Source organism: Thermosphaera aggregans (assembly GCF_014962245.1).
Lineage (GTDB): Archaea > Thermoproteota > Thermoprotei_A > Sulfolobales > Desulfurococcaceae > Thermosphaera > Thermosphaera chiliense.
This window is the reverse complement of record NZ_CP063144.1, coordinates 106686-130795: the sequence shown is the minus strand read 5'-3', so window position 1 is coordinate 130795 and position 24110 is coordinate 106686. Positions and strand designations below refer to the sequence as shown.

Here is a 24110-nt window from a genome sequence, read left to right as displayed (position 1 = left end):
GCGCCGGGGCGGGGACTCGAACCCCGGACCACCGGGTATCCGCCATACCAGGCTTTTCGAAACGGGTTTCTGCAGGGGGCTGGTTTCCAACCCCCTTTAACAGCCCGGCGCTCTACCGTGCTGAGCTACCCCGGCGCTATTAATGATTAAATCTTTAGCGGGTTTATAAACTCTAAATAAATCAATAGTTTTACCACTCCCCCTGCTTGAAACCGGCGGAAGGCTTAAAGGATGTTTATGAGAAGATCCACTGTTTCCGTGAACATTGAGAAGCTTTACGAGAAGCTTCTGAAGCGGGGCAAGATGCATGTAAGGGTTGACGAGGTCGCGGGATACCTGTGCATTTCGGAGAAGAGTGCTGGGAGGTTGCTTTCAAGGATGGCTGAAAAAGGTTTTCTCGAGAAATGGGGTAATGGAATATACTTGTTGAAAACGGATGTGAAGCGAACCGGTCTTAGAGACTCATGAAGTCCTCGGGCCTCGGAGGCTCCGGCTTCAACCCTTTCCTCTGCCTTATCTTAGCGATCAAGTCCATTAGCATGCTGTCCGGTATGTAGGACCACCTGCTGAACTCCTGGCCCCATATTGCCTTGCCTGCTGTCACGCTTCTCAGGAGTTCTGCAAGGTCGAATGACTCGGCCACGGGTATTTCAGCTATCACTCTCGCAAGCGCGCCGGACTGTTGAACGTCGATCAGCTTACCCCTCTTCTTCGTCAACACTGTGGTGATGTTGCCTATGTACTCCATCGGGCTCCTAATATCCAGCTTCATAATAGGCTCGAGCAGGGTTGGCCTCGAGGGTAGGAAGCCCAGGAATATGGCGTTTCTCACCGCGGGGAATATCAGGGCTGGACCCCTGTGAGCCGGGTCCTCGCGAACCATTGCGTCGTGCAGGACGACTTTAACGCCTCTGACAGGCTCGTTGGCAAGCGGCCCCTCCTTCATGGCCAGCCTGAAGCCTTGCACAATAGTGTCCTTTATCTCCCTCAAGTACTGGACACCCGAGGTCATGTCAACCAGCAGGTTGATGTTCTCGTCAATAGCCCATATCCTCCTAGCCTCGTCAGCATCCCAGCCAGCCTGATCCCTCAGGATCTTAGCCCTCTCCCTAGCATCCATGTCCTCCGTTATGATCCCGTCCTGTATCAGCCTAATGGTTTCCTCGTTCAGCGGGGAGACGCTGATGTAGAACCTGTTGTGCTTGTTCGGGGACTTGCCCTCGTACACCTGGCTCTTATCCCTGACAGTCTCCCTGTAGACTATGACGGGTTGCGAGGACACCACGTCCAGGCCGTAGAGGTCTTTAAGCAGTGTTAGAGCAATCTCTATGTGGAGTGTTCCAACACCGCTGAGCAAGTACTCACCGGTCTCCTCGTTGATCTTGATTATAAGGCTCGGGTCTTCAATGCTCAGCTTGTGGAGGGAGTCTATGAGCTTTGTAAGCTGAGACGGGTTCTTCGGCTCTATGGCGACTGTGACAACTGACTCGGTGATCATTCTCAGCTTCTCGAAAGGCGTCATCAAGTCCTTGTAGTTCATTGAAACCAGGGTCTCACCAGACCTTGCCTTGTCAGCTCCCAGCACTGCTGCTATGTTGCCAGCGGTTATCTCGTCAGCCAGCTCCCTGTACAGACCCATGTAGAGGCTGACCTGGAGTATTTTCTGAGGCATGCGCGCGTTGACAAGCCACACTTCCTCTCCAGCTCTAACAGTGCCGGAGTAAACCCTGCCTGTAGCCACCAGCCCCGCGTGCGGGTCAACCCTAACATCGTTGACGAGCATTATCAACGGGCCGTTCGGGTCTGCATCCATCATGTACTTGGCGAGCTCGCTGTTAACATCTCCATGCCAGATCTTCGGAATCCTGTACTTCTGAGCCTCCCTCGGGTTTGGCACGAACTTCACAACCATGTCGAGAACTGCTTCGTGCAGGGGTGCAACCTTCTGCAGTTCAGGCACGGCTTCCTTCCCACGGGTGTACACGTCCACTACGTCGGAGAACTTTATACCCCTTTGCTGAGCCATGGGGATTGTGAAGCCCCACCTATCCCTTGCAGAGCCGAACGCTACCTGCCCCTTAGCAGGGTCCAGCTGCCAGGCCTGCTGGAACTCCTTGTCAGCGTATGAGCCTATCAAGGAGTTAACATCCTTTATTATCTGTATAAGCCTCTGCTGGATCTCGTTAGGGGACAGCCTCAGCTCCTTGATCAACCTGTCAATCTTATTGATGAACAGGATTGGCCTAACCCTCTCCTCCAGCGCTACGCGCAGGTACATCTCCGTCTGAGTCATAACTCCCTCGACAGCGTCAACGACAACGATCGCCCCGTCTATTACTCTGAGAGCACGGGTTGTCTTAGCCTGGAAGTCAACGTGCCCCGGTGTGTCGATAAGGTTGATGACGAACGGCTTACCCTTGTACTCGTGGTAAAGGCTGACGTTAGCTGCTTTAACAGTCATCTGCCTCTTCTGCTCAACATCGAGGTAGTCGAGAGCTAGTGCCTGCCCAGCTATCTTCTCAGAGATCAGCCCGGCAGCCCCTAGTAGCGAGTCAGATAGCGTTGTCTTACCGTGGTCAACATGAGCTGTTATACCCACGTTCCTAACTTGCTCAACATTCTTCATTATCTTGAGCACTTCGCTCGTCTGCTTATACCTAACCATGATTTATCAACCCATACCCACATGGATAAGCATTTGATGCTTAAAACAATAATTTTATAAACGAATTATAAAGATTTAGCCTGAAAACCTTACACGGCCTCCCGGGAGGAGTACTCTTTAAGCTTCTCCTCTAAAAACTTCCTCGCATACTGGATCGCTTTCTCAATATACTCGTTGTAGTCAACCATGTCCTTGAATCCTCCGCGAACCCCTACGTCCATCACGATGTTCAAGGAGTCGCTGGCTTTTTCAACACTCACTATGATTGAGAAATCGCCTTTAAACGGGAGGTTCTCGCTGAGGAAGGAGGAGATTTTCTCCTCGGCCAGCGAGGCCAGCTCCTCCATGACCTCGGGAGTGATCTCGTTGATTTTTAAGTTAAGCTCTCTAGGCTTGCCCAACAGGAATCCCGTATCTCCCTAAAGCTTCCTTAAGCTTTGCTTCAAGCTCGCTTATCTGTTTCACAAGGAAGTCCAGCTGCTTCTTATACTTATCTTTTTTCAAGGACAGGATCTCCTTCCTCTCCTCCAGCTCCTTGATCACGTCGTTCTTCCCCTTCTTAACAAGTATGTGGCCGACAACCTTGTAGAGCTCGGCTGTGTCTTCAAGATTCTTCACAGTGTTTAAAACAGTGTCAACATCCGTCAGCTCTGCCTCGGTGAGCTTTAACTCGGCGTCTATCTTAGCGTGAGTCTCCTTTAAAGTCTGGTATTGAACTATTAACTGCTGAACCTCGGGCGGAAGCGTCTTCCTGCTCATTCCTTAACCCCTCGCTCAACTCCAGCAACATTATAATTAATCCTATAAAGCTATTGTGAAGAGCTCTTAAAATATTTATTTCCGTCGACCGCATCTTCAAGGTTAAAACACCCTCCGAGCACTCCACTATTATTTCAACACTCTTAGGGGCTGACTCAGCCTCAGGCTTCAACGCTTTCTCAAGAGACATGCAGAGTTGCTGGGGTAGGCCGTTTAGAGAATACTCAACGCTATACTCGTTCATTCAGCACAACCCTTGAAACCTTTAACCAAGGCCCTATTTCAACCCCTCCTTTCCCGAGAAACCTAACCCTCAACCCTTTCCATTCTTCAAGCTTAACGGTAACGTCGGCGCGGTTGCTTAAAGCCTTGTAGAACACCATTAGGAAAAGGTCTGCCAGGTTGAAGCACTCTTCCCTGGTGCATGATCCGTAGTCAACGCTTATTGTTGAAGGATTGGAGATCTTCACAGCGCTAGGGTTTTCCCGGACAAGCCTCACCCCTCTTATAGTAACCCAGCCGATCTCCCTTCCCTCAGGCTTAACGCTCTTGAACTCTACATAGTAGAATCTCAGCCGTGAAGGGTTTCCGTTTTTCTCATCAACTACTAGTAGCCATTTAAAACCCTTGAGGTATGCTTCAGTGAACAATTCCTGAAGAGTCTTCTTCCCTCTAGTAGTTTTCTCGGAGAAGGGGATGATGCTTGACAGGTCTTTCACAAAACTCCTTGTTCTCTGAGAGGATCTGTGAGATGTGGTTATGAGGATCAAAAACTTACTCCCTGACTATGACGTTGGGGAAGTACCTGGCCACCTCGGTCCTGGGGACGTAGGCTCCTCCAGCCCATTTGTTCCCGCACTTCCTACACATCCAGAGCCCTGTTGAAACCCTGACAACCTTGCCCTGGTATCCGCAGAACGGGCATGTGTGAGGGGCGTAGCGCTTCATTAAGATGTCTCTAACCTTCTTTCTCAAAGTAGACCCGTATCTCGCACCGTACCTTCCCGCTATCTTAACTACTTTAGTCCTCCCCATTTCTAAGCACCACGTTAATACTGGTTGGTTTCTAACGGTTTCATGTAGTCACTGGGATTATTTAATATTTTCCTTATTAAATCTATAAGGAAGCCTCCCTGTTTAAGGGCTATCTCAACAGCCTGCTCCAGGGTCTTCCTGCTGATTCCTGCAATACCTTTCTTCTGTATCCCGCACACCCTGCCCTTCTCGTCAACAGCTATGGTTAGGAAGGTGTTTAACACCACTTCCTCCTCTATTGAGGGATCAACAACTATGATGTCCTCGTGAACCCCCATTGTCACCGTAGCCACCAGCGTGTTCACGGGTAGAGAGGACACATGCCTCTTATTATCTACTACGTAAACCCCTGGTTCCTTCTCCTCGTAGTAGGGTATTTTAGCCGTGGCGAGCGCTAGCATGCTGGACAGCATGCTGGCGTCAACAATGTTTCCTCCATGGTCTATAAGGTATATGTCGTTGAACACTACCCATACCTTCTTCCCGGGAGCTACAACCAGCTGTTTGAAATCTATTGCCTTAGGCTCGCGCAGGCTCCTGTCAACCACCCTGGCTACTTCAATAGAGTTCTCATCCGGCGGCCCCGGTTCAAAAGTCTGCGACGCCAGTGGGACAAACTCGGCGTGAACCTGTAGAACTCCTTCATCAGGCCTGTCGGCGAAGGGTTCTCCAAGCTCTATTTTCACACCGGTTATCACCTGTGTCGTCCCCAGTATGACGTGGGAGCTTCCATCCGCCTTCTCGATCGGGTTTAAGTAGACGCTGATGGGTCTGTAGTCTAGGAGACCCCTGCCGTCAATCCTCTCCCCCTTCCTCAACAGCTTGATAATGGCCTCTGCCTGGGCTTTAGGCAGGACCGGTTCCTTAACAGGTGTAATGCTCACCTACTTCACCTCCTCGAAAGCCTTAATGTACTTAGCGTAGAGGGCTTCCTTAGCAACCTTGTAAATGGATTCAACACCTCTCCACGCAAGCTCGATCCCTGCTTTAAGCTCCTCGGGTGTTAAGACACCGTTCAGCTGGAGAAGCAGGATTTCCCCAATATTCGGGGCTATCCCAACGGGCAGGTCTGCCTCGCCATACTCGTCCTCGAGCTCGTTGATATCTAGTGCAAGGCTTCCCTCAATCTTCCCGACCGCAACACCTATTACCAGGTCCTTCATAGGTATGCCGGCATCTGCTAGAGCTATTGAGGCAGCGGTCAACCCCGCGGTCCTGGTGCCTCCGTCTGCTTGTAAAACCTCAATGAATATGTCGATAGATGTTCTCGGGAACTGCTCCGAGAAGACAACTGATTCGAGAGCCTCCCTGATAACCTTGGAGAGCTCTATCTCCCTCCTTGAGGGAGCTGGCGACTTCCTCTCGCTCGTGGAGAACGGGGCCATGTGGTATCTAACCCTCAGCGTTGCCCTATCCGGCAGAGCTATATGCCTCGGCAAAGCCTCCCTCGGGCCAAAGACCGCTGCCAGCACCTTAGTCCCCCCGTACTCGACGAGAGCGCTTCCGTTAGCGTTCTTCAAAACCCCTACCCTGATCTTCACGGGCCGCAGCTCGTCCAGCCGCCTACCATCCAGCCTCGTGCCATCCTCCCTGAGCAACCTAGGCTTGCTGCTCACTGCTTCCAACACCTCCGCCAAGCTTTCTCTCCAGAAACATTTTAACCTCCTCTGTTAAACCACGCATGTGGGCTTTTAACTCAATAAGCTTTATAGCCTGTATTAAAACCTTAGCCCTGTTTTCATCAGGGCATTTAAGCCATACGAAGCCGTTCTGGGCTATGGTTATCTCGCACCCGCTCATGCTTGTCAGCAAGTTGTACATGCTGCCTTTCTTCCCGATAAGCCTTGGAACCTTGCTAGGCTTCACATCGACCACTACTCCCTCGGTTATCTTCCCCAACCCCTTACCCTTCACGGTTATTACAGGGTCCCTGGTCCTGTCAAACACCGCTATCTTCCCTATGACGAAATCACCTATGTCGAGATAGTTTCTCAGGTTGTGGGTTAGAGGGTTGAAGCCCTCTATTACCTCGCCAGCGTTCAGCACGCCCGGGTAGGGGCTTCTTATGTCCAGGGTCCACGCTGTCACGCCAACGTTTTCAACAATACCTATCACGAGGTCGTCTCTCCGAGGGATGTAGACACCCTCTAGCGGTATCACCTGTATTTCCTCACCGTTAACGCTGACAACCCCCACTACGTCGCTTATGATCTTGTTCTCGAAAATGTACACGTGCTTATCAGGGATCTTCTTGAACTTGATAAGCTCGCCGGCTTCCTCAATATATGCTAAAGTATCCCCGGGCCTGACCAGTTGCCTGTCAGCCACGATTACCCTGAGCTTCATTTCTCCCCCACGCTCACAATCTTTATTTCAGCACTACCCTTGGTTAACGCGTTCACCTTATCTATAAACTCCTGCTGCATACCGGCAGGTATTTCAAGCTCCACGCTCACGCTTCCATCACTCCCCCAGTTAGACTTCTTCACAACCCCGAGTGACTGCACAGACTTATATGCCTTGCTAGCATACTCAGCGGGTATTTTAACCGATACATATGCTTTAGCAAGCTTTATAGGTATGAACCTGGCTATCTTGGACACAATCTCCTCAACCTGCTGCTCAGCAGGCTTGTAAGGGTCTATCGTAACCCTTGCCTGCTCCATCGCCAGCTCAATCCTTTTCGCAGGAATGGGGAGCTTTGTCTTAGGGTCGACGGCGTTCTTCGCTATCAAGTTCACGATCTGGTTTTTCTTATCCTCCAGCAGCTTCCTCCTCTGCTCAGCCGTGAACTGCAGCTCCCCCTTCTTAATAATCTCCATAGCGACAACTCTAGGATCGTCAGTGCCGAACACAGCCTTCAAGGATTCTGGCGAGGCTTTCAAACCCTTCCTCGCATCCTTATATATGAAGTCTCCTGCTACAACTTCGTCAATGCTGACCGGCTTCCCCTCCTTCACCTTGAGGGCTAGGTCGGGGTCGACGAGGATTTCAAACCTGTGCCCCTTAGCCTCATACTTGGCTACTACCAGCTTATCCTTCACAAAAACCACCATGCATCCATAAGATATAGTTATTGAAAGACTTGATTAAAATGATTCTTGAAAAACAGGCTACTTCCTACCCTCCTGTTTGAGACGGCCTTCCTTCTCAAGCTCTGCGAGAAGCTCCTCTATCTCGCTCTTCCCCATGATCCTGAACTGCTTCGTCTCAACATCTATGTAGCCGGCTTCAATATAGTCTTGGAGAGGCCTGCTCTCCACTATGGAGGCTATTGCGAGAATCCCCAGCTTAATCGTTTCCCTGGCGCTGAGGTCGTAGCTGTAGTTTTTCTCGAGGAACTCCGTGACGTTACCGCTTTTCTCACCTATTGCAACACCGTAGTAGCTGAGGTACCTACCGCTCGGCTCCGTCATGAATAACTGGGTACCCTTTTCATCCACGCCTACGAATATCATTGAGACGCCGAATGGTCTCACGCCCGCGTGCTGGGTGTAAGCCTGCTTCACATGGCACACCAGCTTCGTCAAATACTCCACTGGGATTGGCTCATCATAGTAGAACTTGTGTATCAAGGCTTGGTGAATAGCGTAGTCTATCAGGATCCTGCCATCACCGGCCATGCCGGCGAAGCTTACCCCGATGTGATCGTCTACTTTAAACACTTTCTGAATAGCCTTCTCATCGGTTAAAGGCGAGATCTTCTGCTTCTCAGCAACCACCACGGCTGCGTTCTTCGTTCTAACGCCTAGGGTGGTCCAGCCTCTTCTAACCGCTTCGAAAGCATACTCAACCTGGTAGATCCTGCCGTCAGGCGAGAATATGGTGATAGCCCTGTCATAAGCAGCAGCCATTGAAAGACCCATATCAATCAACCCTCTTTTAGGTAAAAACTACATTTAAAGGGAATAATAAGACTTTTTCTCACGCATTCAAACCGTGTTTAAAACACGCGAGGAGCACAATTATACCTAGGGGGAGTCCTCCGTGAAAAGGTTTGAAGGGAAAACATGCATTGTAACAGGCGGCGCGAGAGGTATTGGAGCTGCAATAGCGTGGAGGCTGGGGGTTGAAGGCTGCAGCATAGCGGTTTTCGACATTGACGAGGAGGCCGGTGTCTACAGGGTTGGAGAGCTCGCTAAGGCAGGGGTTGAAGCACGCTTCTACAGGGTTGATGTTTCAAGAGAGGATGAGGTATCAACCGGGGTTGAAAACGTCTACGCTGATTTCGGCAGGATCAACGTCCTAGTAAACAATGCGGGAATAGGGTTCACCGGCAGAAGTATTGAAGAGCAGAGCATTGATGAGTGGAGGAGAATAATAGACGTGAACCTTACAGGCCCGTGGCTGTGCAGCAAGCACGCTGTGAAATACATGAAGAAAACCGGCGGGGTAATAGTGAACATTGCTTCTACAAGAGCGCTTCAGTCAGAGCCTAACACCGAGCCGTACTCAGCCTCGAAGGGCGGCCTGCTAGCTCTTACACACTCGCTAGCCATCTCCCTAGCCAAGTACGGGATCAGAGTGCTAGCTGTCTCACCAGGCTGGATAGACACTAGTGAGTGGCAGGTGCCTCCGAGGAAGCCATCCCTCACCCCGCTCGACCATGCATGGCATCCTGCCGGGAGAGTCGGTAAGCCCGAGGATGTTGCATCACTGGTAGCGTTCCTAGCATCGGACGAGGCTGGGTGGATGACAGGGGTTAACGTGGTGATAGATGGAGGCGTGTCGTCGAGAATGGTCTACCTTGACGAGGAGGTGATTAAGCAGGGCTTGTCAACCCTTCTCGGAGACCCAGGGCTTGGCGAGCTGGTTGTGAAGCTGGCTTACAAGGCCAGGGAGGATAAGGCTGTTCTCGAGAAGATAAGGTCTATGCTTATGCGTTAGCTGGGAAAAATTATTATATTTCCGGAGCAGGAGATATATAGTGGGATCAGGCTTGAAATGCCCCTACTGCGGTTTCGAAGGGGAGTTCCTCAAGATAAAGCAGTGGAGAATGCGCTGGTACACTGTCGAAATGCTTGAATGCCCGAAATGCCATGGAAGAGTGAACCACTACCACGGCACAACCCCTACGGGGAAGAAAAGCGACTTCTACTTCAGAATAGGACGTAGGAAGCAGTGAGCGGGAAACCTTATAGTAAAGAAGTGAGGGGTTAGACAGCACCAGCGTAGCAGGTTTGAACACGGGAGGTTAGAGCGAGTAGTTTTTCAACAAGCGTTTAAACCCTGCGAATACTTATATATGATCCACTAGCAAATAATATATATGAATGTGAAGGTGGGTTAATGAGATCTCTCGCACTAGCTTTCATAACACTATTAGTTCTCAGCGTATCACTCACAGCATCAGCAGGCTCGGTTGACAAGGCACTACCGTTAGCCGGTTTATCAGGAGGATCAATAAGCGTTGACGGAGACCCGGTCGAGTGGGGAGTATTCGACTGCACCGGCAAAGCCCCGGGCCTATACCTTGAAACAGTCAACGAGATACCGCAGTGGATATGGTGCGACCCCCTGGGAGATGAGAGAACAGATTTCTCTCAGGGAAGCCCAGATAAAAGGGTGGATCTGATACAGTTCAGAGTGACAGGCGATGAGAACTACCTGTACGGGTTGATAATAGTTAACAACATGGACTTTAACTACATAGGCGAGGACGGCGGCACTATTGTCGCCATAGCCATAAACAGGAATGGGGAAACCATCGGCGAGGAGTGGTTCTCCGGTGACTCAGATACAAAGGTTAGTAGTGATGCTAGATGGCAGTACCAGATAGTGGTAAACCTGGCCGACTCAAGATACCGAGGTCAGGGGCGAACATTTGTATCGGACGTGTTACGGGAAAACTGGGGTGGAATATTCTACATCGTTAACTCCTCGTGGAGCTTTAAAACCGATGAGGATTCCCTAGCCGCAACCAATGTGAGCAATAATGCCATAGAGTTTAAGGTTAGATGGGACACTATAGGCGGGGTGCCGAGCGACGGGAGCTTCTTCCTCAGAGTGTCCCTTATCACTGGCAGGGGGTGGTCGAACTTTGATAATAATGGAGGGGGCTTCTGGGACATAGGGGGAACGAGCACAAGCGATGCGCTGGACGCGATTACCAACGTAACGGGTAACACCTGGGAAGAGGTTAGCGATGGAGATGTCGACTACTACATTGACTTGTACTTTGCAACCACACCGCCACACTACCCGATCCCGGAGCCAGGCTTAATGGTAGTTACCGTCACAGCGGTTTCAGCGTTCGCAATGGTCTTCCTTCTCAGGAGGAGGAAGTAGTTTTTTCCCTCTTCCCCCACCTAGGCATAGTAAGAGCTAGGCCTTTCCTGCTAGTGTGGGGGAATTCGTGCTGAATTTCCCAGTAAATTCATCCGGGCAGGTTGAAAGCTTCCTCAACATTGTCGTTTATGGTCACTGATTTCAAATTAGCATCTGCTGTTGTTTGATGCATTACATACTGAACCTATGACGTTCTTTCAGTTCACCTGTGTCAAAAGGAATCTCGGTCAAAACCTCATCAGCTGACTGTGCAAATCCTATAGACATTGGGTTAGTCGTCAGTGAAATTGTAGCTCCACGTAGGATTGAGTATTTCCATGTTCTGAGAAATCATAGGTCAATAGTTCTATCTTATGTGCTTACAGGGTTTTCCCAACGGGTTTGAATGGTTTAGGCTCCAGTGTGGTTTTTATTGATGAAGGCAACTCTTTTAGTGTTTATCTTGTTTCTGAGGTTTCACGTGGCTACTGGCTTGATCCACGGCATGTTCTAGGCAGAATTTGTGTTTCAAGGCTTTTACAACCTATCAGCGTTCCGCATTAATCATTCATAGAAAAATAGAACAATAATGCCGAGGAAAGCCATGCTTGCAAATAAAACTACGTCAATAGTTCTCTGAAGAACTATGTTTACTAATGTCCCAGCAATACCAAATACCAACAAAGACAGGCCCATTAAGATTGTTCTTTTTGGTTTTCGCGATATTTTACTTACCCAATTGGGAAATCTAACCACCCCATGAATTCAGCACACATAAGCAAGAATACACCAGTAAATTAGTGCGGGGGGTGGGATTTGAACCCACGCAGGCCTATGCCAGCGGATCTTAAGTCCGCCCCCTTTGACCAAGCTCGGGCACCCCCGCACTTTTCATTAAGTTATCTGTGATCAAGGGTTTAAAACATTACAGGTTATCAGATCGTCGCGAAGCAATCACTTCTCATTTTGGAGCGGCGTCATCATCTATTGTAGAGATCTCTTCAACAGCCTATTAAATAGGTTCACCGCCCTCTACCGATAATCTTCAACGCTTTCTTAAGAGTTCCTGTTGTCTTCAAAGGTATTATGAGGCATTTGCACTCCTCGGTTTCCAGCGGGATTGTGAACAAGCTGATCAAGTGTTTAACGTACAGGTGGCTAACCCTGTAAACACCTTTCCTCACCGCCTCATCCATGAATATGAGCTGGGGGGATGCCTTGGCGAGTACTGCCTTCCCGTAGTAGGTGGTGAAAGCGTTTTCAACATGCTTCTCAATCACTTCTCTAGAAGGGTTCCCATTGCACGCTAGCGTGAAAACCACGTACCTCTTCCTAGGCTTCGAAGGCTTGCCCCGCTCCTTCTCAACCAGGGTTTTCCAAACCCTCAGCACTCTTCTAACCTTTCTAAGAAAATACACTGTGGCCGCGAGCACAACGGCCTGTACTACAACCAGTACCATGAGGATTGCTGCGAGCTGGTCAGCCACTGGAGCCCACCTTCCCCGCGATCACCGAGTAAGGGTGGCTGGTCAGGGAGAGGAGTGCTTCCTTCTCCGGGAAGTCCAGGAGGAGTGTTAGAAAGTATACTGCGGCCCTGGGATGGGGTAGCTGGCTCCAGTCCGAAGCCCCTGAGCCGGTTACAACCGGGATCTTCATCCTTAAAGCAAGGTTCACCCTCCTATAATACTTGGCCAGGTGCACGCTGCCAGCCCTTCTCAGATCGCTCAGCCAGATCTCAAGGGGCTTCCCATAGTACTTCATCGTGGAGAACTGCTTCTTATCGAACACGTCAATGTTCTCGAGAGTCATAACTATGGTGTCAACTCTTCCATCGTGAGCACTCCACCTCGCCGTCGCAGTGTCCCGTGGGGAGACCGACACCACGGTTTTACCAACAGGGATTTTAGCCAGTGCCTGCTTCAACTCCTCGAGGCTCCTGGGAGAGAGCACTTTCTTCCCCACAACCCTTACCCCTCCGCCACCGTCAGGGTTCTCCCAGCAGGCGAGCGCGGAGTAGCCTAGTGCAGCAGCCTTCTCCAGGAGCTCGCTACTACAGTCTTTAACGTTTAAGTCTGTGAACATGAGCTACCAGCCGGTTAACAGTTTATGACACAATTAAGATATTCACGGCTTCAACGTATTAAGCCTATTTGTCTAAGCAGGGCCTTAACCTCCTCCTCCCTCCTAGCGTTGGAGAAGTGGACGACTACTTTCACCACGTCGTCAGAGTCGAGAAGCCTGAGGCTTCCCGCGTAAGCATCCTGCTTGCTGAACCTTAAGTAGAGCCTCCCCGTTCTAACATCATACCTGAGCTTGAAGCTTGCTGATAGAATGCTCTTCTCGGTATCAGAAAGGTTTTCCGCCAGGTGCTTGAGGAGTAGCTCACCGTCCACGGCTTCAGCCTTCATCAGCAAGATCCTGTTGCCGTAGAAGCCGTGGAGGGTTTCAGAATCAATCTTAACGCTTGATTGAAGGGTTTTGGGAAGCAGGTTTAAAAGAGCTGTGCGGACTTTCTCACAATCCTCTGTTGAGTGGCAGGAGGTGGTTACCTCCACGCTCTTAACAACTACTCTTCGTTTATCCTCTCTGCTACCTGCCATGGATCGCGTGCTCCCCTGCTAGCCTCATGCCTCTTCTTCAGCAACCTCTCCTTCTGCTTCCTCTTCCACTTGTAGTTGGTTGTGCCGCTGATCCCGCGGCTCTTCCTCAACCCTCTCATCTTCTTCCCAGCACTGGTTAAGCCTCTGAAAACCCTGCCCCTGTTCTGCGGCTCACATATCCACTTAATCTCCGGGTCGCTGCATATTGCCGGGTGGTGTGGATCCACCAGTATTACCTCATACCACTTGTACCTGCCGTCCTCGCCCACGTAGTAGCTGTTCAGGACTTCGAGACCGGGGAATTTCCGGGCAGCCCTTTCCTCAGCTATCAGCCTTATACTCTTCGCCGGGGCGTACCCGTAAACACCCATTCTCTTCGGCCTTCTACCGCTGTCAGGCCTCGGCTTTCTCTGACCTCCCTTCCTAACCCTTACCCTTGCGATTACGAAGCCCGGCTTAGCCTTGTAGCCAAGCTCCCTGGCCCTGTCAAGCCTTGTCGGGGATTCAACCCTCACCACCGAGGGCTGCCGCCTCCACTCTATCAGCCTCTGCCTCATCAACTCCTTCATGTCTCCCTCGTAAGGCTTCTTCCAAAGCTCCGCAATATAGTGGTAGACGCTTCTAGCCATGGCTTAAGCACCATTACTAAGGGTTAATATGATTTTATACGGGGTTTATAAAGTATGGTTTTTAAAGAAATTCATGGTGCCTTGTGAATGCCCCCGCCCGAGAAGCTCATAGGCATCGTAGGCAAGACCAACGTGGGCAAGTCAACCCTTTTCAGCGCTTTAACAATGGTTCCCGTTAAAATAGCCGACCACCCTTTTACAACCATAGAGCCCAACATAGGGGTAGGCTATGTTAGAACCCCCTGCGTCCACGTCGAGCTCGGCCTCAAGCAGTGCAATCCTAGAACAGGCTTCTGCGCCAGAGGCTTCAGGTTTATCCCTGTCAAGCTAATGGATGTTGCCGGGCTCATACCAGGAGCTAGCAGGGGACGAGGGCTGGGTAATAAGTTCATGGATGACCTGAGGCAGGCTGACGTTCTCATACACGTTGTCGATGCATCGGGCGGGACAGATCTCGAGGGAAACCCGGTTAAGCCCGGCACCCAAGATCCTTTGGAGGAGGTTGAGCTTATCAGGAGGGAGATTGACGAGTGGTTTTCCTCGGTTGTTAAAAGAGTGTGGGAGGCGAAGATAGCGAAGAGCATTCAATCATCCTCAACCCCTCTCGACCTTGTGACGCAGAACCTGTCAGGCCTCAGCATTAGGAAGCACCATGTTATCGAGGCGTTGAGGGAGTCCGGCCTGGAGTCGAAGCCCTTCAAGAACTGGTCCACCAGCGATGTCGAGCTTTTCGCTCTCAAGCTTAGGCAGGTTGCCAAGCCCATAGTGATAGCTGCTAACAAGGCGGACCATCCCGTAGCGGAGGAGAATGTGAAAAGGCTGAGGGAGAAGTATGGTGACGATGTGAAGCCTGTCAGCGGCCTCGCGGAGATGATTCTGAGAAAGGCGGCTCAATCAGGCCTCATAGACTACCTGCCCGGCGACCCAGGGTTCACGGTGAAGCCAGGGGTTGAGCTGTCAAGGGAGCAGTCCAGGGCGCTGGAGCTGGTGAGGGTTAATGTTCTCGAGAAATACGGGTCCACGGGCGTGCAGGAGCTTCTAAACTACGCAGTGTTCAGGAAGCTCGGGCTGATAGTGGTTTACCCGGTTGAGGATCAGAACAAGTACACGGATCACTCGGGCAACATCCTCCCGGACGCCTACCTTGTCCCAGGCAACACGACGGCCAGGGAGCTAGCCTACATGGTTCACACCGAGCTGGGGCAGGGCTTCCTCTACGCTGTCGACGCTAAGAGGAAGGAGAGGATTGGTGAGAGCTATGTGTTGAAGAATGGGGATGTGGTGAAGATAGTGTCCACTAAGTCCTGATCAATCCCCTTCCCGATCGCTCCTCCTAGCCCTCAAGCTCTCCCAGTACTTTGAAGCCTCCCTGTAGTAGTAGTCGTCGCTTTTTCTCCCGCCGAAGAAACCGAGTCCCTTCTCCTCTAGAATATTCTTCAGCTCTGAAGCCTCCTTCTCCCCGATCTCACCACGCTCCCTCAGGTAGTCGACGACTCGAAGGGCTTCCTCAACACTCCTACACCTTCTTATGTAGTCTACAACTCCTGGGACATAGCCTCTCCAAGGATCTATGCTGGAGGGGTCGAAGCCGACTGTTATGCTCTTCCCCTTATCCTCCACGAGCTCCTTGTAGAGGTTCGGGTACTTCTTCCTGAACTCTTCGATATCATGGATCATTTACATCATCGTGTAAAATATCTTGTCAACCCGGCTTATAACCTGCGCGGTTGCTCAGGGTATGTGGTTTTCGAGGGCACGTCCCTGTGGACAACAGCCCCCGGCAGGATCCAGGAGTACGAGCCTATCTTAACCCCCGGCATTATTGAAACGTTAACGCCTGTTTTCACATACCCGCCGATGACAGCCCCTAGCTTAACCCTTCCCGTATCCTCCAGCCTATCCTTCACCATCATTTTAACAGGCTTCTCGTCAAACCTGAGGTTCGCAGTGATCGTGCCCGCCCCCAGGTTGACGTTCTCGCATACGACGCTGTCGCCTATGTAAGCGAGGTGGCTTGCTCTAACGTTCTCGAACAAGACGCTCTCCTTTACTTCAACGCTGAACCCTACTTTAGAGCCGCTGCATATAACGCTGAAAGGCCTCACCCTCGCGTTCGGCCCCACCTCCACGTTAGAGTCTATGTAAACCGGCCCCTCCAGCGATGAGAACGAGTGGACCGTGGAGCCTTCTCCCACGTACACCTCCCCGGTTATCCTGACAGGCTCCTCCACCACTCCTTTAATACTCCTCTTCAAGTCTTCGAGAGCCATCTTATTAGCCTCCAGTATGTGCCACGGCCTCCCTATATCTATCCACCACCCCTTAGGCAACGTGTACACGTTCACCTGCTTCACCCTGGCTATGTTGCTAACTATGTCGGTGAACTCCACCTCCCCTCTAACGCTAACCCCTACGTTCTTATGCTCGTCAATATCCTTAGTGTTGAGCTTGTAGACCCCTGCGTTAGCGATGGGTGAGGGGGGTTGCGGTGGCTTCTCCACAATCCTCTTCAACCTCCCATTCTCTAGCTCGAGCACCCCGTAGTGTTCAGGCTTATCCACAACGGCTCCGAGGATGACGGGTTCTTTAATACTGGCCAGCTCCCTGTAAACGCTCGCATCCTTCATGAAAACATCCGAGTACACTATGAGCACGTCCTCACCGTACGGCAGGTGGTCCAGTGCCTTGACCACGGCATCGCCAGTGCCCAACGGCGGGTCCTGAACCACGTACCTGACCCTGAGCCCCCTGTGAAACCTGCTCACGTACTCCATGATCATCTCCTTCATATAGTTTACGACCAATACCACCTCGTCAATGTTTAAACGACTCAGCCATTCGAGATGCCAGCCTAAAACCGGCTTGCAGAGAACTGGGATGAGCGGCTTAGGCCTCGTCTCCGTAACAGGTCTTAAGCGTACACCGTTACCTGCGGCTAGGACAACGGCTTTCATAGCATTCACATATTATTGTTAAGAACAAGTGTTTGTTAATAAAGAATCGTGTAAGGCTACTTAGACTTCAACTGAACCGGGGAGACAACCACGGCTGGCTTGGGCCCTTCCTCCGTGGGGATCATTATGAGCTTAGACTTGTATACTTCAACACGCCTGATAGGGTATATCTTCCTAGCAAGCTCGGCTATTTCATTAGATATCTTACCGCTCAGTATCTCGTTCACCAGCTCATCCATAGTGAGCTCCGGGGTTTTGGAAGCAATGTAGTCCTTGATAATCCTCCTGATAGCTCTTCTCTGGCTTGTCTTACACCTGAAGCTTGTCAAGGCCGCTATGGTGAGCCTCATTACGTACCCATCCTTGGTTGTAACGTCGAGTATTGCCTGGACCTTGCTGCTCTTCCTCCTGATCAAGCTCTTCATATAGTCTCTCGCCAGCTCATGCCCCCTGAACCTGGTGTACGCCTTACCCTCCTCAACGCTCACGATCTGGAAGTACAGCTTGACATGTACCTGGGAAATATCGCCTGTTAAGTCGTAAAGGGTTGTCTCAACAACCCTGCCGATAAGCTTCTCGGGCTCATCCGCCGGGGTAGTGCCCAGCGACACCTCTCCGAAAGCTTTCGGCGCGAGCACTTCATACCATTTCTTCATCTTCCACTTGTCTCGCGCAGTATACTTGGCTTTAGCCGGCATAATCATCCCTTTCCATGTCTAGGTAGGGTTTATATCGTTTTAGGGGTTATTTAAACATTGCCAGCTTCTCAGCAACCTCCAGTAGCTTCAAAACCTCGTCAACACCCCCCTTCAAAGTCCTAAGCTCCTTCAAACCCCCAGGGGCTGTGAAAACAAGCTCGTAGGAGGAGCCTTCCCCGCTAACCCTCTCCTCTATGACAACCCCTTTCGGAGGCGTTGCGTTATCCGGGTGGAGCATCCTGTAAACCGAGGCGATGAAGCACGGGTTTCCTGATGATGCTTTAACAACCGCTTTAAACCCCGCCACCCTGGATCACGCATAGTTGCTTATCATCGCAGGACTCGTAAACCTTTCTCGGATCCCAGCCAACCCTGAGAAGCTCCCTCGCCACAGTGTAGACGCGGTCGCCCCGGATGATTGAGGCAGGGGTTTTAACCTGCGGCAGGTACCAGCCTGCAACGTCAGCCACGATGTCAGCCCTCTCCAGGAAATCCTCCACGTCAACAGGCCTTCCCTCGAACAAGTACCCGGGTATTGAGGAGGCGAGTACTGCGGCGAGCTCGTCGATCACCTCCTCGTATATCGCCAGGATCTGTGTTGCAACGCTTGGAAGCGTCACCCCCAGTATCCTGGCCGGGTTCTCAGCCTTAAGGCTTGCGTAAACCATGAGAGCCCCCGCCAGCTCGAGAAGCTCGATCCTCCTGGTGTCAATGGATGTTGAGTATTCGAAACCGATCAATTTTAGAATACTGTTTTTAACGTAATCCGGCGGCGCTTTAACAGTGTTCTGCAGTGTTCTAACCAGGTCGGTCAGCATCGGCTTCCCCGAGTCGGTGAAGAAGTCGGCTGCCTGAAGCTTCTCAACAGGCCTCCCCCTGGATATGTTCTTCAACAACTCCTCAACCCTGTCGCGAACCCCTGTGTACCCGGGGATGAACGGGTTGAGGGTTCTGGTGAACGCCTTGGAAAGCCCAACCCTCCTATGCCCCCAAAGCCTGAAGCTCAGCTCGGACGATATCTCGCCGCCTTCTAGAAGACTGTTCAAAATATTCTTCTCAACCCCTTTGAAGCCCTCTCCCCCCGTGTCAAGCCCCTTGTAAACCCCGGCTGTAACGGCGAGGATCTTGTCCCACTTGTCAACGCCGAAGTACTCGTCCAGCACGCTAACCACTGTACCGGTTAAACCACTATCTCTCGCCGGCTCCAGGACAACCTGGCTTGAGGGTTTAACAGGCTTCAGGTTAAGAAGCAATGCTGGCTCCCCGGGCTCGTCGATTATTCTCTTCAAGTCAAGGCTTACCTTAACATCGTAGCCATGCTGGGAAAGGTTTTTCAAAAGAATGGCTGAGGCGAGCAAGGAGTCAATGTCACTGCTGGGGATTATCCTGAAGCTCTTCTCGCGCTGTATAAAGTTTATGAGCACTTCCCTGCCCAAGCCACTGCACCAGCTGTTTAAATATTGTGCTTGATTAATAATAAGGATTAGGCTCCGGGACAAGGGTGGGATGGAAAAAAGACTTAGAGCTGAAGGGCGGGATTTGGTTTAACCCTGAAGCGGTATTTCTAAAAGCTCTTCGTAGGTTTCAAGGCTGAACACCTTGATCAGCCCGGGAGAGATAGTGTATAGCTCACCGCCAACGTATACTGTGCGGACGCAGGACTGGTGCTGCAGTACGGCGTCAACCCTTAACTCATCACTGTTATACTTGATCACGAGCGCCCCGCTTGACATGCCGCCCCCGCCGTAGCTTGCGAAGGGTATTAAAACAAGCTGTCTCTCAGGGTGCACGGTGACAGCGTGGTGGTCGTATAGGGCTTGGGACCACGTCGACGGCAGGTTGATCTTGAATATCTCGCTCATGTTAACAGGGTCTGTTACGTTGAACAGCGATATTTTAAGCCACCCATCCTCAACCCCTATGCCAAGGAGCCTGTCATGGCTTAACGGGTGGAGGTATTCGCTGAACCCGGGTATTTCAAGGAAGCCTATAACGGATGGGTTGCCCGGGTCTGAAACATCTATTGCGAACAACGGGTCTACCTGCCTGAAGGTTACGAGGAAGAAGATTCTACCGATCAGTCTTGCAGAGTATATTCTTTCACCGGGGGCTAGATTTCTCAGGGATCCAACCACGCTGAGGCTGTTCAAGTCTACGATGAACACGCTGTTGCCCATCATAGTGTTGCTCCAGCCTACGTAGAGGGCGCCTGTCGTGTTTTTAAACGAGGATTCAGTTATCCCCTGGTTCTCATAGTATATTGTGTATACAACGGGGAGGAAGTCAGCCGTAACCGTGTAATTGGCCTCCGTTGTAGCGGTGATGAAGAATTCTCCAGCCTCCTCCATGGCGAACTGGTCTAGCAGTAATCCTGGAATAGTGAAGGATCCTTTCAAGCTTATTGAGAGACCGTTAACGGTGAAAACATAGAACGTTGTCTCATCTCTCCTAGGCTCCGCGTTAACCCTGGAGACAGCCTCGTCGAGAAGCCTCCTCCTAGCGTTATCGCTTAAGCCTGACAAGTACTTGTTAACCTTCTCGTAAGCCCTATCCACCAATCCCTGGTTCAGCAGGTTTAAAACCTCGCCCTTCTGCTCAGGAGGCATGTGCTCAGCGATTGCTTCAAGCACCATGGCGTAGGCCTCAGCAAGCCATAATGGCTTCTCGCAGGCGATGTAGAGATTGCTGAGAGACATGTAAAGCCAGCCGCCGCTCCTAATAAGGAAGGTGTAGGTTGCGTAGGCAAGCTCCTCGAGATCGACTACGAGTATTACAGCGTAAGCGTCAGGATGCTGATCCACTGCTGCAAGGGTTTCAAGAGGCACGGGCTTCTCGTTAACGTAGGGGATGATGGGCTCGTGTATGTAGGTGTTCGCTACAAGGTACAAGTAGCTGTCGAGAAGCCTTGAGCTAAGCATGTACCCTGTCACGGAAACCTTCCCGAGAAGCACGGGGTTTTCAGGGTTTGTGAGGTTGTAGAAGTGAACAATCAGCTTGGGTGCTCCAATAGGCGGTGCTAAATACTGAACCGTTTCCACGCCCTCGTAGTAGTATCCGTAGGATTCGGCGAGAACAACAAGCTTCTCCTTGTAAAGGAACAATCCCCTAACGCCTGTCTCAAAAGCGATCACAGACTCGACAGCCTTTTCCAAAGTGCTTACTACGAAAACCTTGTTCCCTGAGGCAACAACCACGAGCTCCCCGTTGGTTTTTACAATATCAGGCTCGTCAACCCCTTCAACCTGCACGTTGGTTTTAGAAGCAGGCTGGGACCCCGCACCACCGCCCGACTCCTCTCTCATCGCTATTAGCGGCCCGTAAAGCGGCCCCGGGTACCACTTGTTCACAATTGAAGCCTTCTGCAAGAACTCTGCCAGCTCGCCGTAGTTGCTGAACTTTTTCAAGCCTTCGAGATTGTATGTAGGGGGTGCTCCACCTGGGATTTGAGTCGTAGTTGTGGTGAAACCCCCTTGGCTTAGGAATCCTGTCATCAACGGGGGTATGGAAGCACCGATCAACACTGCTGCGAGCGCAAGGGTTATGAAAACATGTTTTCTCAAATCAACCACCTGTTTACCATTAATGCTTACGGCTTGATAACTCCATGGTTTGAACACTCTTGTTCAGGTTTTAGAACAATCCTGGTTAAAGGGATCGCTTATAATGGATGAATCAGTAATTAATTGTTGAATGGGCGCAGGCTGATGGATTCTAGTAGCGAGGACTTGAGCGGCACAGCGCTGAGAATATATGTTTACCTTCTAGAGTCGCGGGAGCCCAGGGGTGTCAGGGATGTTGCGAGAGCTCTTAACATACCTGTCAGCAGCGTCTTCTACCATTTGAAAAGGCTTGAGGAACTGGGCGTGATCACCCGGGCCCGCGAGGGCTACGTGATCGCTAAGGCAATACCCCTGGAAGGCTATGTTATCCTCTGGAGAAGGCTCATCCCCAGGCTACTCATATATTCAATGTTCTTCCTAGGCATTGCCATAGGGCAGTCATACTTGATTGTTGCGGCCCGGAGGGCGAGCCCTGAAAGCATTGTAGCGTTGATCACGAGCATAGCGGCTTTCACAATCCTCCTTGTCGAAGGATTAATCATGAGGCACAGGCTCAGGGCTGGTTAAGGATTCGTGGAGGGTATTATATTTAAACGTTAGGATAAGGCTCTAAGGGGAGTGCTGATGAGCCTGCGAGGGGGTACTGAGAGTTTGAGAAGGCTCCTGGAGGAGAAAGGCGTCTGGCACAGGCTGTACGAGTTCCCAGAGCATACTGCAACGGTTGAGGCAGCTGTCAAGCAGCTGGGCGTGGATCCTGGCAGGATTGTTAAAACGCTCGTGCTGGTTGACGAGGAGGGTAAGCCCCTGGCGGCAATCATCCCTGGTAATAAGAGGTTGAGCCTGGACAAGCTTTCAAGCATTACTGGTAGAAAGCTCAGGCTGGCCAGGGCGAGAGAGGTTGAAAAGGCGACGGGATACCCTGTTGGAGCGGTCCCGCCTGTTGGACATGGTTTGAAAACCTATGTCGACAGGGAGGTGTTGAACAGGGAGACGGTGATCGGGGGCGGTGGTAGCACTCACTCCCTTCTAGAGTTGAAGACCAGGGATTTACTGGCTCTAACCCAGCCCGTCGTCTCCGATATTGCCGAGTAGTCTTCGCTGAAAACGTTTTATCCATGGATGCATAATATATTATGTGGGGTGTTGAGCACGTATCAGAATTCTGAGCTTGAAAAGCTTAAGGAGAAGCTTAACGAAATGCTAGCCCTCTCCGAGGAGCTCCAGCTGTTCATGAAGTTCGTTGAGACAGCTGAATCAAGCAGGGCGCTTGACAAGAAGACGAAAGAGCTGATCTCGCTCGCCATAGGAGTAGTCATCAGGTGCGAGCCATGCATCATGTGGCACATGGAGGAGTGTTACAAGGCTGGTGCAAGCTTTGAGGAAGTGCTGGATGCTTTGAAAACAGCAGTGGTCATGGGGGGCGGCCCGGCGTTAGCTTATGGTGTTAAAGCCTACGAGCTCGCGAAGAAATACTACGGTAAATAGTGCTCAACGCATTTACGAGGCTTCCCGAGAATTCACGCTTCAGGGATTAGCGCTCAACCAGGCTGATGTTTAAATACTTGTGAAGGAAAACATATGTTTTTAGCACACATGAAGCAAGGTGTTATGCTTGCGGAAAGCCAAAGTGCTAACAGCTGTAACTCTGGCGTTGATTCTAACCGCATCGATCACTGTTATTGCAAGCTGGGATTACACCAGGGATTTCAGCGACAGCCTCGGGGACGGTAAGTGTGCACTTGGATTCACGGACATATTAGCTGTCGGATACGGGTTTAACGTAACGCACGTAGGCTTTAACATAACCGTTACCGGCAATATCCCCCTCCCCTCTGAAGCTACATACTTCTACGGAGTGTTAATAGATAGCGATAATGATTCTTCAACAGGTCTTGAACACTGGACAGGTATCGGGGCAGACTACCTTTTGGAAGCATATATCGATGGCACCACCGTGTCGAGCCCGGTTGTTAAGCTCTACAAGTATGTAGGTGGTGGCTCAACATGGGATTGGGAGGAGGCGGGTAGTGCTGAGGTATCAGCTAGTGTTTATGCTAAAACAGTATTAAACGACACATTAGAGGTTGTGGTCGGCAAGAACTACTTAACCCCGCTCGCCGGGGAAATAAGCTTCACAGTCTACATTAGCAACGACACTGCGAGATGTGATTACGTCTCCGTGAAACCGGGCAGTGGAGGGCCTGTCCCCATCCCGGAGCCTGCTCTACTGGTGGCTGCACCTGTGATAGTAGTTGTTTCAGCGATACTATTGTTATTCACCAGGGATAGGTTGTAGTTTATCAATCATCGAGGCCTGGGCAAGTATTTGAGGTCTTTAACAACCTGCTTCTCACAACCGCTTTATCAGTGACAACATTGTAAGACTTGAAAAACCCTGCCGATCGAAACCGAGACTAGAAGCGATGAGAAAAGACTGAGGGAAGATGTTTCGAGGTGTAGTATTCCTTCAAACGTTGTGAAAGCCCCGTCTCAACGATTTTTAAACGAGTGGATAGAACCTCACGTTCAAGCCTGCGTGCCCCCGAAATATACTCTCTCCTCGCAACTGTCCGCGTATGGTCTTATATGCTCGTAGTTTCTCTCGAAAACCAGCTTAGGGTTCAGTTTATTAAGCACGTACTTGCAGACGGGTTCCGAGACTATTCTACAGGAAACCCTTGTGTCAACCCTTAATCTTTGCGAGAGCTCGAGTATCGGGCAGGGATTCCTACATCTTGTCACCAGTTCGTTATCGCTCAGCTTGACGATCTCCACGTGCTTTTCATCCAGCACTAAGAAGTCGAGGTAGAATAGTTTGAAAACATCGCTCATTGATGAAGCCTTGCGAGGTTTCAGAAGCCATAGCACAGCGTATGCTTGGAAAACATTTCTAGCAAGGTTTAAAACAATCCTTGCAAGCAACCCGGGTTTAGACAGGTAGTG

Annotated in this window: 31 protein-coding genes and 2 tRNA genes; 9 read left to right on the top strand and 24 right to left on the bottom strand. The window is 50.9% G+C overall.

Going from position 1 to position 24110, the window contains the following annotated elements; all coding sequences use genetic code 11:
* Position 1: 1 nt before the first annotated feature.
* Positions 2-135: transfer RNA gene (locus tag IMZ38_RS00820), tRNA-Asn, on the bottom strand.
* 96 nt (positions 136-231) lie between these two features.
* On the opposite strand from IMZ38_RS00820, the gene IMZ38_RS00815 reads away from it, so the two are divergent.
* Complete coding sequence (locus tag IMZ38_RS00815) at positions 232-468, top strand: hypothetical protein (RefSeq protein ID WP_193436322.1); 237 nt, start codon at positions 232-234, stop codon at positions 466-468.
* On the opposite strand, the gene IMZ38_RS00810 is transcribed toward IMZ38_RS00815, so the two are convergent.
* The 11 genes from IMZ38_RS00810 to psmA form a co-directional block, all read right to left on the bottom strand.
* A complete protein-coding gene (locus tag IMZ38_RS00810; protein WP_193436321.1) occupies positions 455-2665 on the bottom strand; it encodes an elongation factor EF-2 in 2211 nt (736 codons plus the stop codon). The two genes, IMZ38_RS00815 and IMZ38_RS00810, sit on opposite strands and share 14 nt — an antisense overlap.
* Positions 2666-2754: 89 nt before the next feature.
* Positions 2755-3066, bottom strand: a complete 312-nt coding sequence (locus tag IMZ38_RS00805; RefSeq protein WP_193436320.1) for a hypothetical protein — start codon at positions 3064-3066, stop codon at positions 2755-2757.
* On the bottom strand, positions 3053-3424 hold the full coding sequence (locus IMZ38_RS00800) for a prefoldin subunit beta (RefSeq protein WP_193436319.1): 372 nt from the start codon (positions 3422-3424) through the stop codon (positions 3053-3055). The genes IMZ38_RS00805 and IMZ38_RS00800 overlap by 14 nt, the downstream gene beginning before the upstream one ends.
* Complete coding sequence (locus IMZ38_RS00795) at positions 3348-3668, bottom strand: CTAG/PCC1 family protein (RefSeq protein WP_193436318.1); 321 nt, start codon at positions 3666-3668, stop codon at positions 3348-3350. The genes IMZ38_RS00800 and IMZ38_RS00795 overlap by 77 nt, the downstream gene beginning before the upstream one ends.
* The gene (locus IMZ38_RS00790) at positions 3655-4194 is read right to left on the bottom strand and encodes a Brix domain-containing protein (protein ID WP_193436317.1); all 540 of its coding nucleotides are present in this window, start codon (positions 4192-4194) and stop codon (positions 3655-3657) included. The genes IMZ38_RS00795 and IMZ38_RS00790 overlap by 14 nt, the downstream gene beginning before the upstream one ends.
* A 4-nt stretch (positions 4195-4198) precedes the next feature.
* Complete coding sequence (locus IMZ38_RS00785; protein WP_193436316.1) at positions 4199-4459, bottom strand: 50S ribosomal protein L37ae; 261 nt, start codon at positions 4457-4459, stop codon at positions 4199-4201.
* 14 nt (positions 4460-4473) lie between these two features.
* A complete protein-coding gene (rrp42, locus tag IMZ38_RS00780; protein ID WP_193436315.1) occupies positions 4474-5343 on the bottom strand; it encodes an exosome complex protein Rrp42 in 870 nt (289 codons plus the stop codon).
* Positions 5344-6075: an exosome complex exonuclease Rrp41 gene (gene rrp41, locus IMZ38_RS00775; protein ID WP_193436854.1), complete on the bottom strand. Its 732-nt coding sequence runs from the start codon at positions 6073-6075 to the stop codon at positions 5344-5346. It lies immediately after the preceding gene.
* Complete coding sequence (gene rrp4 / locus IMZ38_RS00770) at positions 6059-6805, bottom strand: exosome complex RNA-binding protein Rrp4 (RefSeq protein WP_193436314.1); 747 nt, start codon at positions 6803-6805, stop codon at positions 6059-6061. Before rrp4 ends, rrp41 begins: the two co-directional genes overlap by 17 nt.
* Positions 6802-7503: a ribosome assembly factor SBDS gene (locus IMZ38_RS00765; protein ID WP_193436313.1), complete on the bottom strand. Its 702-nt coding sequence runs from the start codon at positions 7501-7503 to the stop codon at positions 6802-6804. The genes rrp4 and IMZ38_RS00765 overlap by 4 nt, the downstream gene beginning before the upstream one ends.
* A 69-nt stretch (positions 7504-7572) precedes the next feature.
* On the bottom strand, positions 7573-8325 hold the full coding sequence (psmA, locus tag IMZ38_RS00760) for an archaeal proteasome endopeptidase complex subunit alpha (protein ID WP_193436853.1): 753 nt from the start codon (positions 8323-8325) through the stop codon (positions 7573-7575).
* Between the two features lie 121 nt (positions 8326-8446).
* On the opposite strand from psmA, the gene IMZ38_RS00755 reads away from it, so the two are divergent.
* The 3 genes from IMZ38_RS00755 (at position 8447) to IMZ38_RS00745 (ending at position 10747) form a co-directional block, all read left to right on the top strand.
* On the top strand, positions 8447-9346 hold the full coding sequence (locus IMZ38_RS00755; RefSeq protein ID WP_193436312.1) for an SDR family oxidoreductase: 900 nt from the start codon (positions 8447-8449) through the stop codon (positions 9344-9346).
* A 40-nt stretch (positions 9347-9386) separates the two neighbouring features.
* On the top strand, positions 9387-9584 hold the full coding sequence (locus IMZ38_RS00750; protein ID WP_193436311.1) for a hypothetical protein: 198 nt from the start codon (positions 9387-9389) through the stop codon (positions 9582-9584).
* 164 nt (positions 9585-9748) lie between these two features.
* Positions 9749-10747: a hypothetical protein gene (locus tag IMZ38_RS00745; protein ID WP_193436310.1), complete on the top strand. Its 999-nt coding sequence runs from the start codon at positions 9749-9751 to the stop codon at positions 10745-10747.
* A gap of 780 nt (positions 10748-11527) precedes the next feature.
* On the opposite strand, the gene IMZ38_RS00740 is transcribed toward IMZ38_RS00745, so the two are convergent.
* The 5 genes from IMZ38_RS00740 to IMZ38_RS00720 form a co-directional block, all read right to left on the bottom strand.
* Positions 11528-11612 (bottom strand) — tRNA-Leu (locus tag IMZ38_RS00740).
* A gap of 136 nt (positions 11613-11748) precedes the next feature.
* On the bottom strand, positions 11749-12213 hold the full coding sequence (locus tag IMZ38_RS00735; RefSeq protein ID WP_193436309.1) for an Rpp14/Pop5 family protein: 465 nt from the start codon (positions 12211-12213) through the stop codon (positions 11749-11751).
* A complete protein-coding gene (locus tag IMZ38_RS00730) occupies positions 12206-12808 on the bottom strand; it encodes a ribonuclease P (RefSeq protein ID WP_193436308.1) in 603 nt (200 codons plus the stop codon). Before IMZ38_RS00730 ends, IMZ38_RS00735 begins: the two co-directional genes overlap by 8 nt.
* A gap of 50 nt (positions 12809-12858) precedes the next feature.
* Positions 12859-13326, bottom strand: a complete 468-nt coding sequence (locus IMZ38_RS00725) for an RNA-binding domain-containing protein (protein WP_193436307.1) — start codon at positions 13324-13326, stop codon at positions 12859-12861.
* The gene (locus IMZ38_RS00720; RefSeq protein ID WP_193436306.1) at positions 13293-13955 is read right to left on the bottom strand and encodes a 50S ribosomal protein L15e; all 663 of its coding nucleotides are present in this window, start codon (positions 13953-13955) and stop codon (positions 13293-13295) included. The genes IMZ38_RS00725 and IMZ38_RS00720 overlap by 34 nt, the downstream gene beginning before the upstream one ends.
* Positions 13956-14042: 87 nt before the next feature.
* Between IMZ38_RS00720 and IMZ38_RS00715 the strand changes: the two genes are divergently transcribed.
* Positions 14043-15263: a redox-regulated ATPase YchF gene (locus tag IMZ38_RS00715; RefSeq protein WP_193436305.1), complete on the top strand. Its 1221-nt coding sequence runs from the start codon at positions 14043-14045 to the stop codon at positions 15261-15263.
* Here IMZ38_RS00715 and IMZ38_RS00710 read toward each other — a convergent pair whose 3' ends face one another.
* The 6 genes from IMZ38_RS00710 to IMZ38_RS00685 form a co-directional block, all read right to left on the bottom strand.
* Complete coding sequence (locus tag IMZ38_RS00710) at positions 15264-15632, bottom strand: DUF2095 family protein (RefSeq protein ID WP_193436304.1); 369 nt, start codon at positions 15630-15632, stop codon at positions 15264-15266. It lies immediately after the preceding gene.
* A gap of 35 nt (positions 15633-15667) precedes the next feature.
* Positions 15668-16909, bottom strand: coding sequence for a bifunctional sugar-1-phosphate nucleotidylyltransferase/acetyltransferase (glmU, locus tag IMZ38_RS00705; RefSeq protein ID WP_193436852.1), 1242 nt, complete (start codon positions 16907-16909; stop codon positions 15668-15670).
* A gap of 56 nt (positions 16910-16965) precedes the next feature.
* A complete protein-coding gene (locus tag IMZ38_RS00700) occupies positions 16966-17607 on the bottom strand; it encodes a 30S ribosomal protein S3ae (RefSeq protein ID WP_193436303.1) in 642 nt (213 codons plus the stop codon).
* Between the two features lie 46 nt (positions 17608-17653).
* A complete protein-coding gene (locus tag IMZ38_RS00695; RefSeq protein ID WP_193436302.1) occupies positions 17654-17914 on the bottom strand; it encodes a KEOPS complex subunit Pcc1 in 261 nt (86 codons plus the stop codon).
* A complete protein-coding gene (locus IMZ38_RS00690) occupies positions 17901-19043 on the bottom strand; it encodes a hypothetical protein (protein WP_193436301.1) in 1143 nt (380 codons plus the stop codon). The genes IMZ38_RS00695 and IMZ38_RS00690 overlap by 14 nt, the downstream gene beginning before the upstream one ends.
* A gap of 108 nt (positions 19044-19151) precedes the next feature.
* Positions 19152-21224 (bottom strand): beta-propeller domain-containing protein, encoded by a 2073-nt coding sequence (locus IMZ38_RS00685; RefSeq protein WP_193436300.1) that lies wholly within the window; start codon positions 21222-21224, stop codon positions 19152-19154.
* An 87-nt stretch (positions 21225-21311) separates the two neighbouring features.
* On the opposite strand from IMZ38_RS00685, the gene IMZ38_RS00680 reads away from it, so the two are divergent.
* From IMZ38_RS00680 to IMZ38_RS00665, 4 genes are all read left to right on the top strand, one after another.
* Positions 21312-21734: a winged helix-turn-helix domain-containing protein gene (locus IMZ38_RS00680; RefSeq protein WP_193436299.1), complete on the top strand. Its 423-nt coding sequence runs from the start codon at positions 21312-21314 to the stop codon at positions 21732-21734.
* Between the two features lie 57 nt (positions 21735-21791).
* The gene (locus tag IMZ38_RS00675; RefSeq protein WP_193436298.1) at positions 21792-22259 is read left to right on the top strand and encodes an aminoacyl-tRNA deacylase; all 468 of its coding nucleotides are present in this window, start codon (positions 21792-21794) and stop codon (positions 22257-22259) included.
* A 48-nt stretch (positions 22260-22307) separates the two neighbouring features.
* The gene (locus tag IMZ38_RS00670; protein ID WP_413743236.1) at positions 22308-22652 is read left to right on the top strand and encodes a carboxymuconolactone decarboxylase family protein; all 345 of its coding nucleotides are present in this window, start codon (positions 22308-22310) and stop codon (positions 22650-22652) included.
* 127 nt (positions 22653-22779) lie between these two features.
* Complete coding sequence (locus tag IMZ38_RS00665; RefSeq protein ID WP_193436296.1) at positions 22780-23463, top strand: hypothetical protein; 684 nt, start codon at positions 22780-22782, stop codon at positions 23461-23463.
* 230 nt (positions 23464-23693) lie between these two features.
* On the opposite strand, the gene IMZ38_RS00660 is transcribed toward IMZ38_RS00665, so the two are convergent.
* Positions 23694-24089 (bottom strand): hypothetical protein, encoded by a 396-nt coding sequence (locus IMZ38_RS00660; RefSeq protein WP_193436295.1) that lies wholly within the window; start codon positions 24087-24089, stop codon positions 23694-23696.
* Positions 24090-24110: the final 21 nt, after the last annotated feature.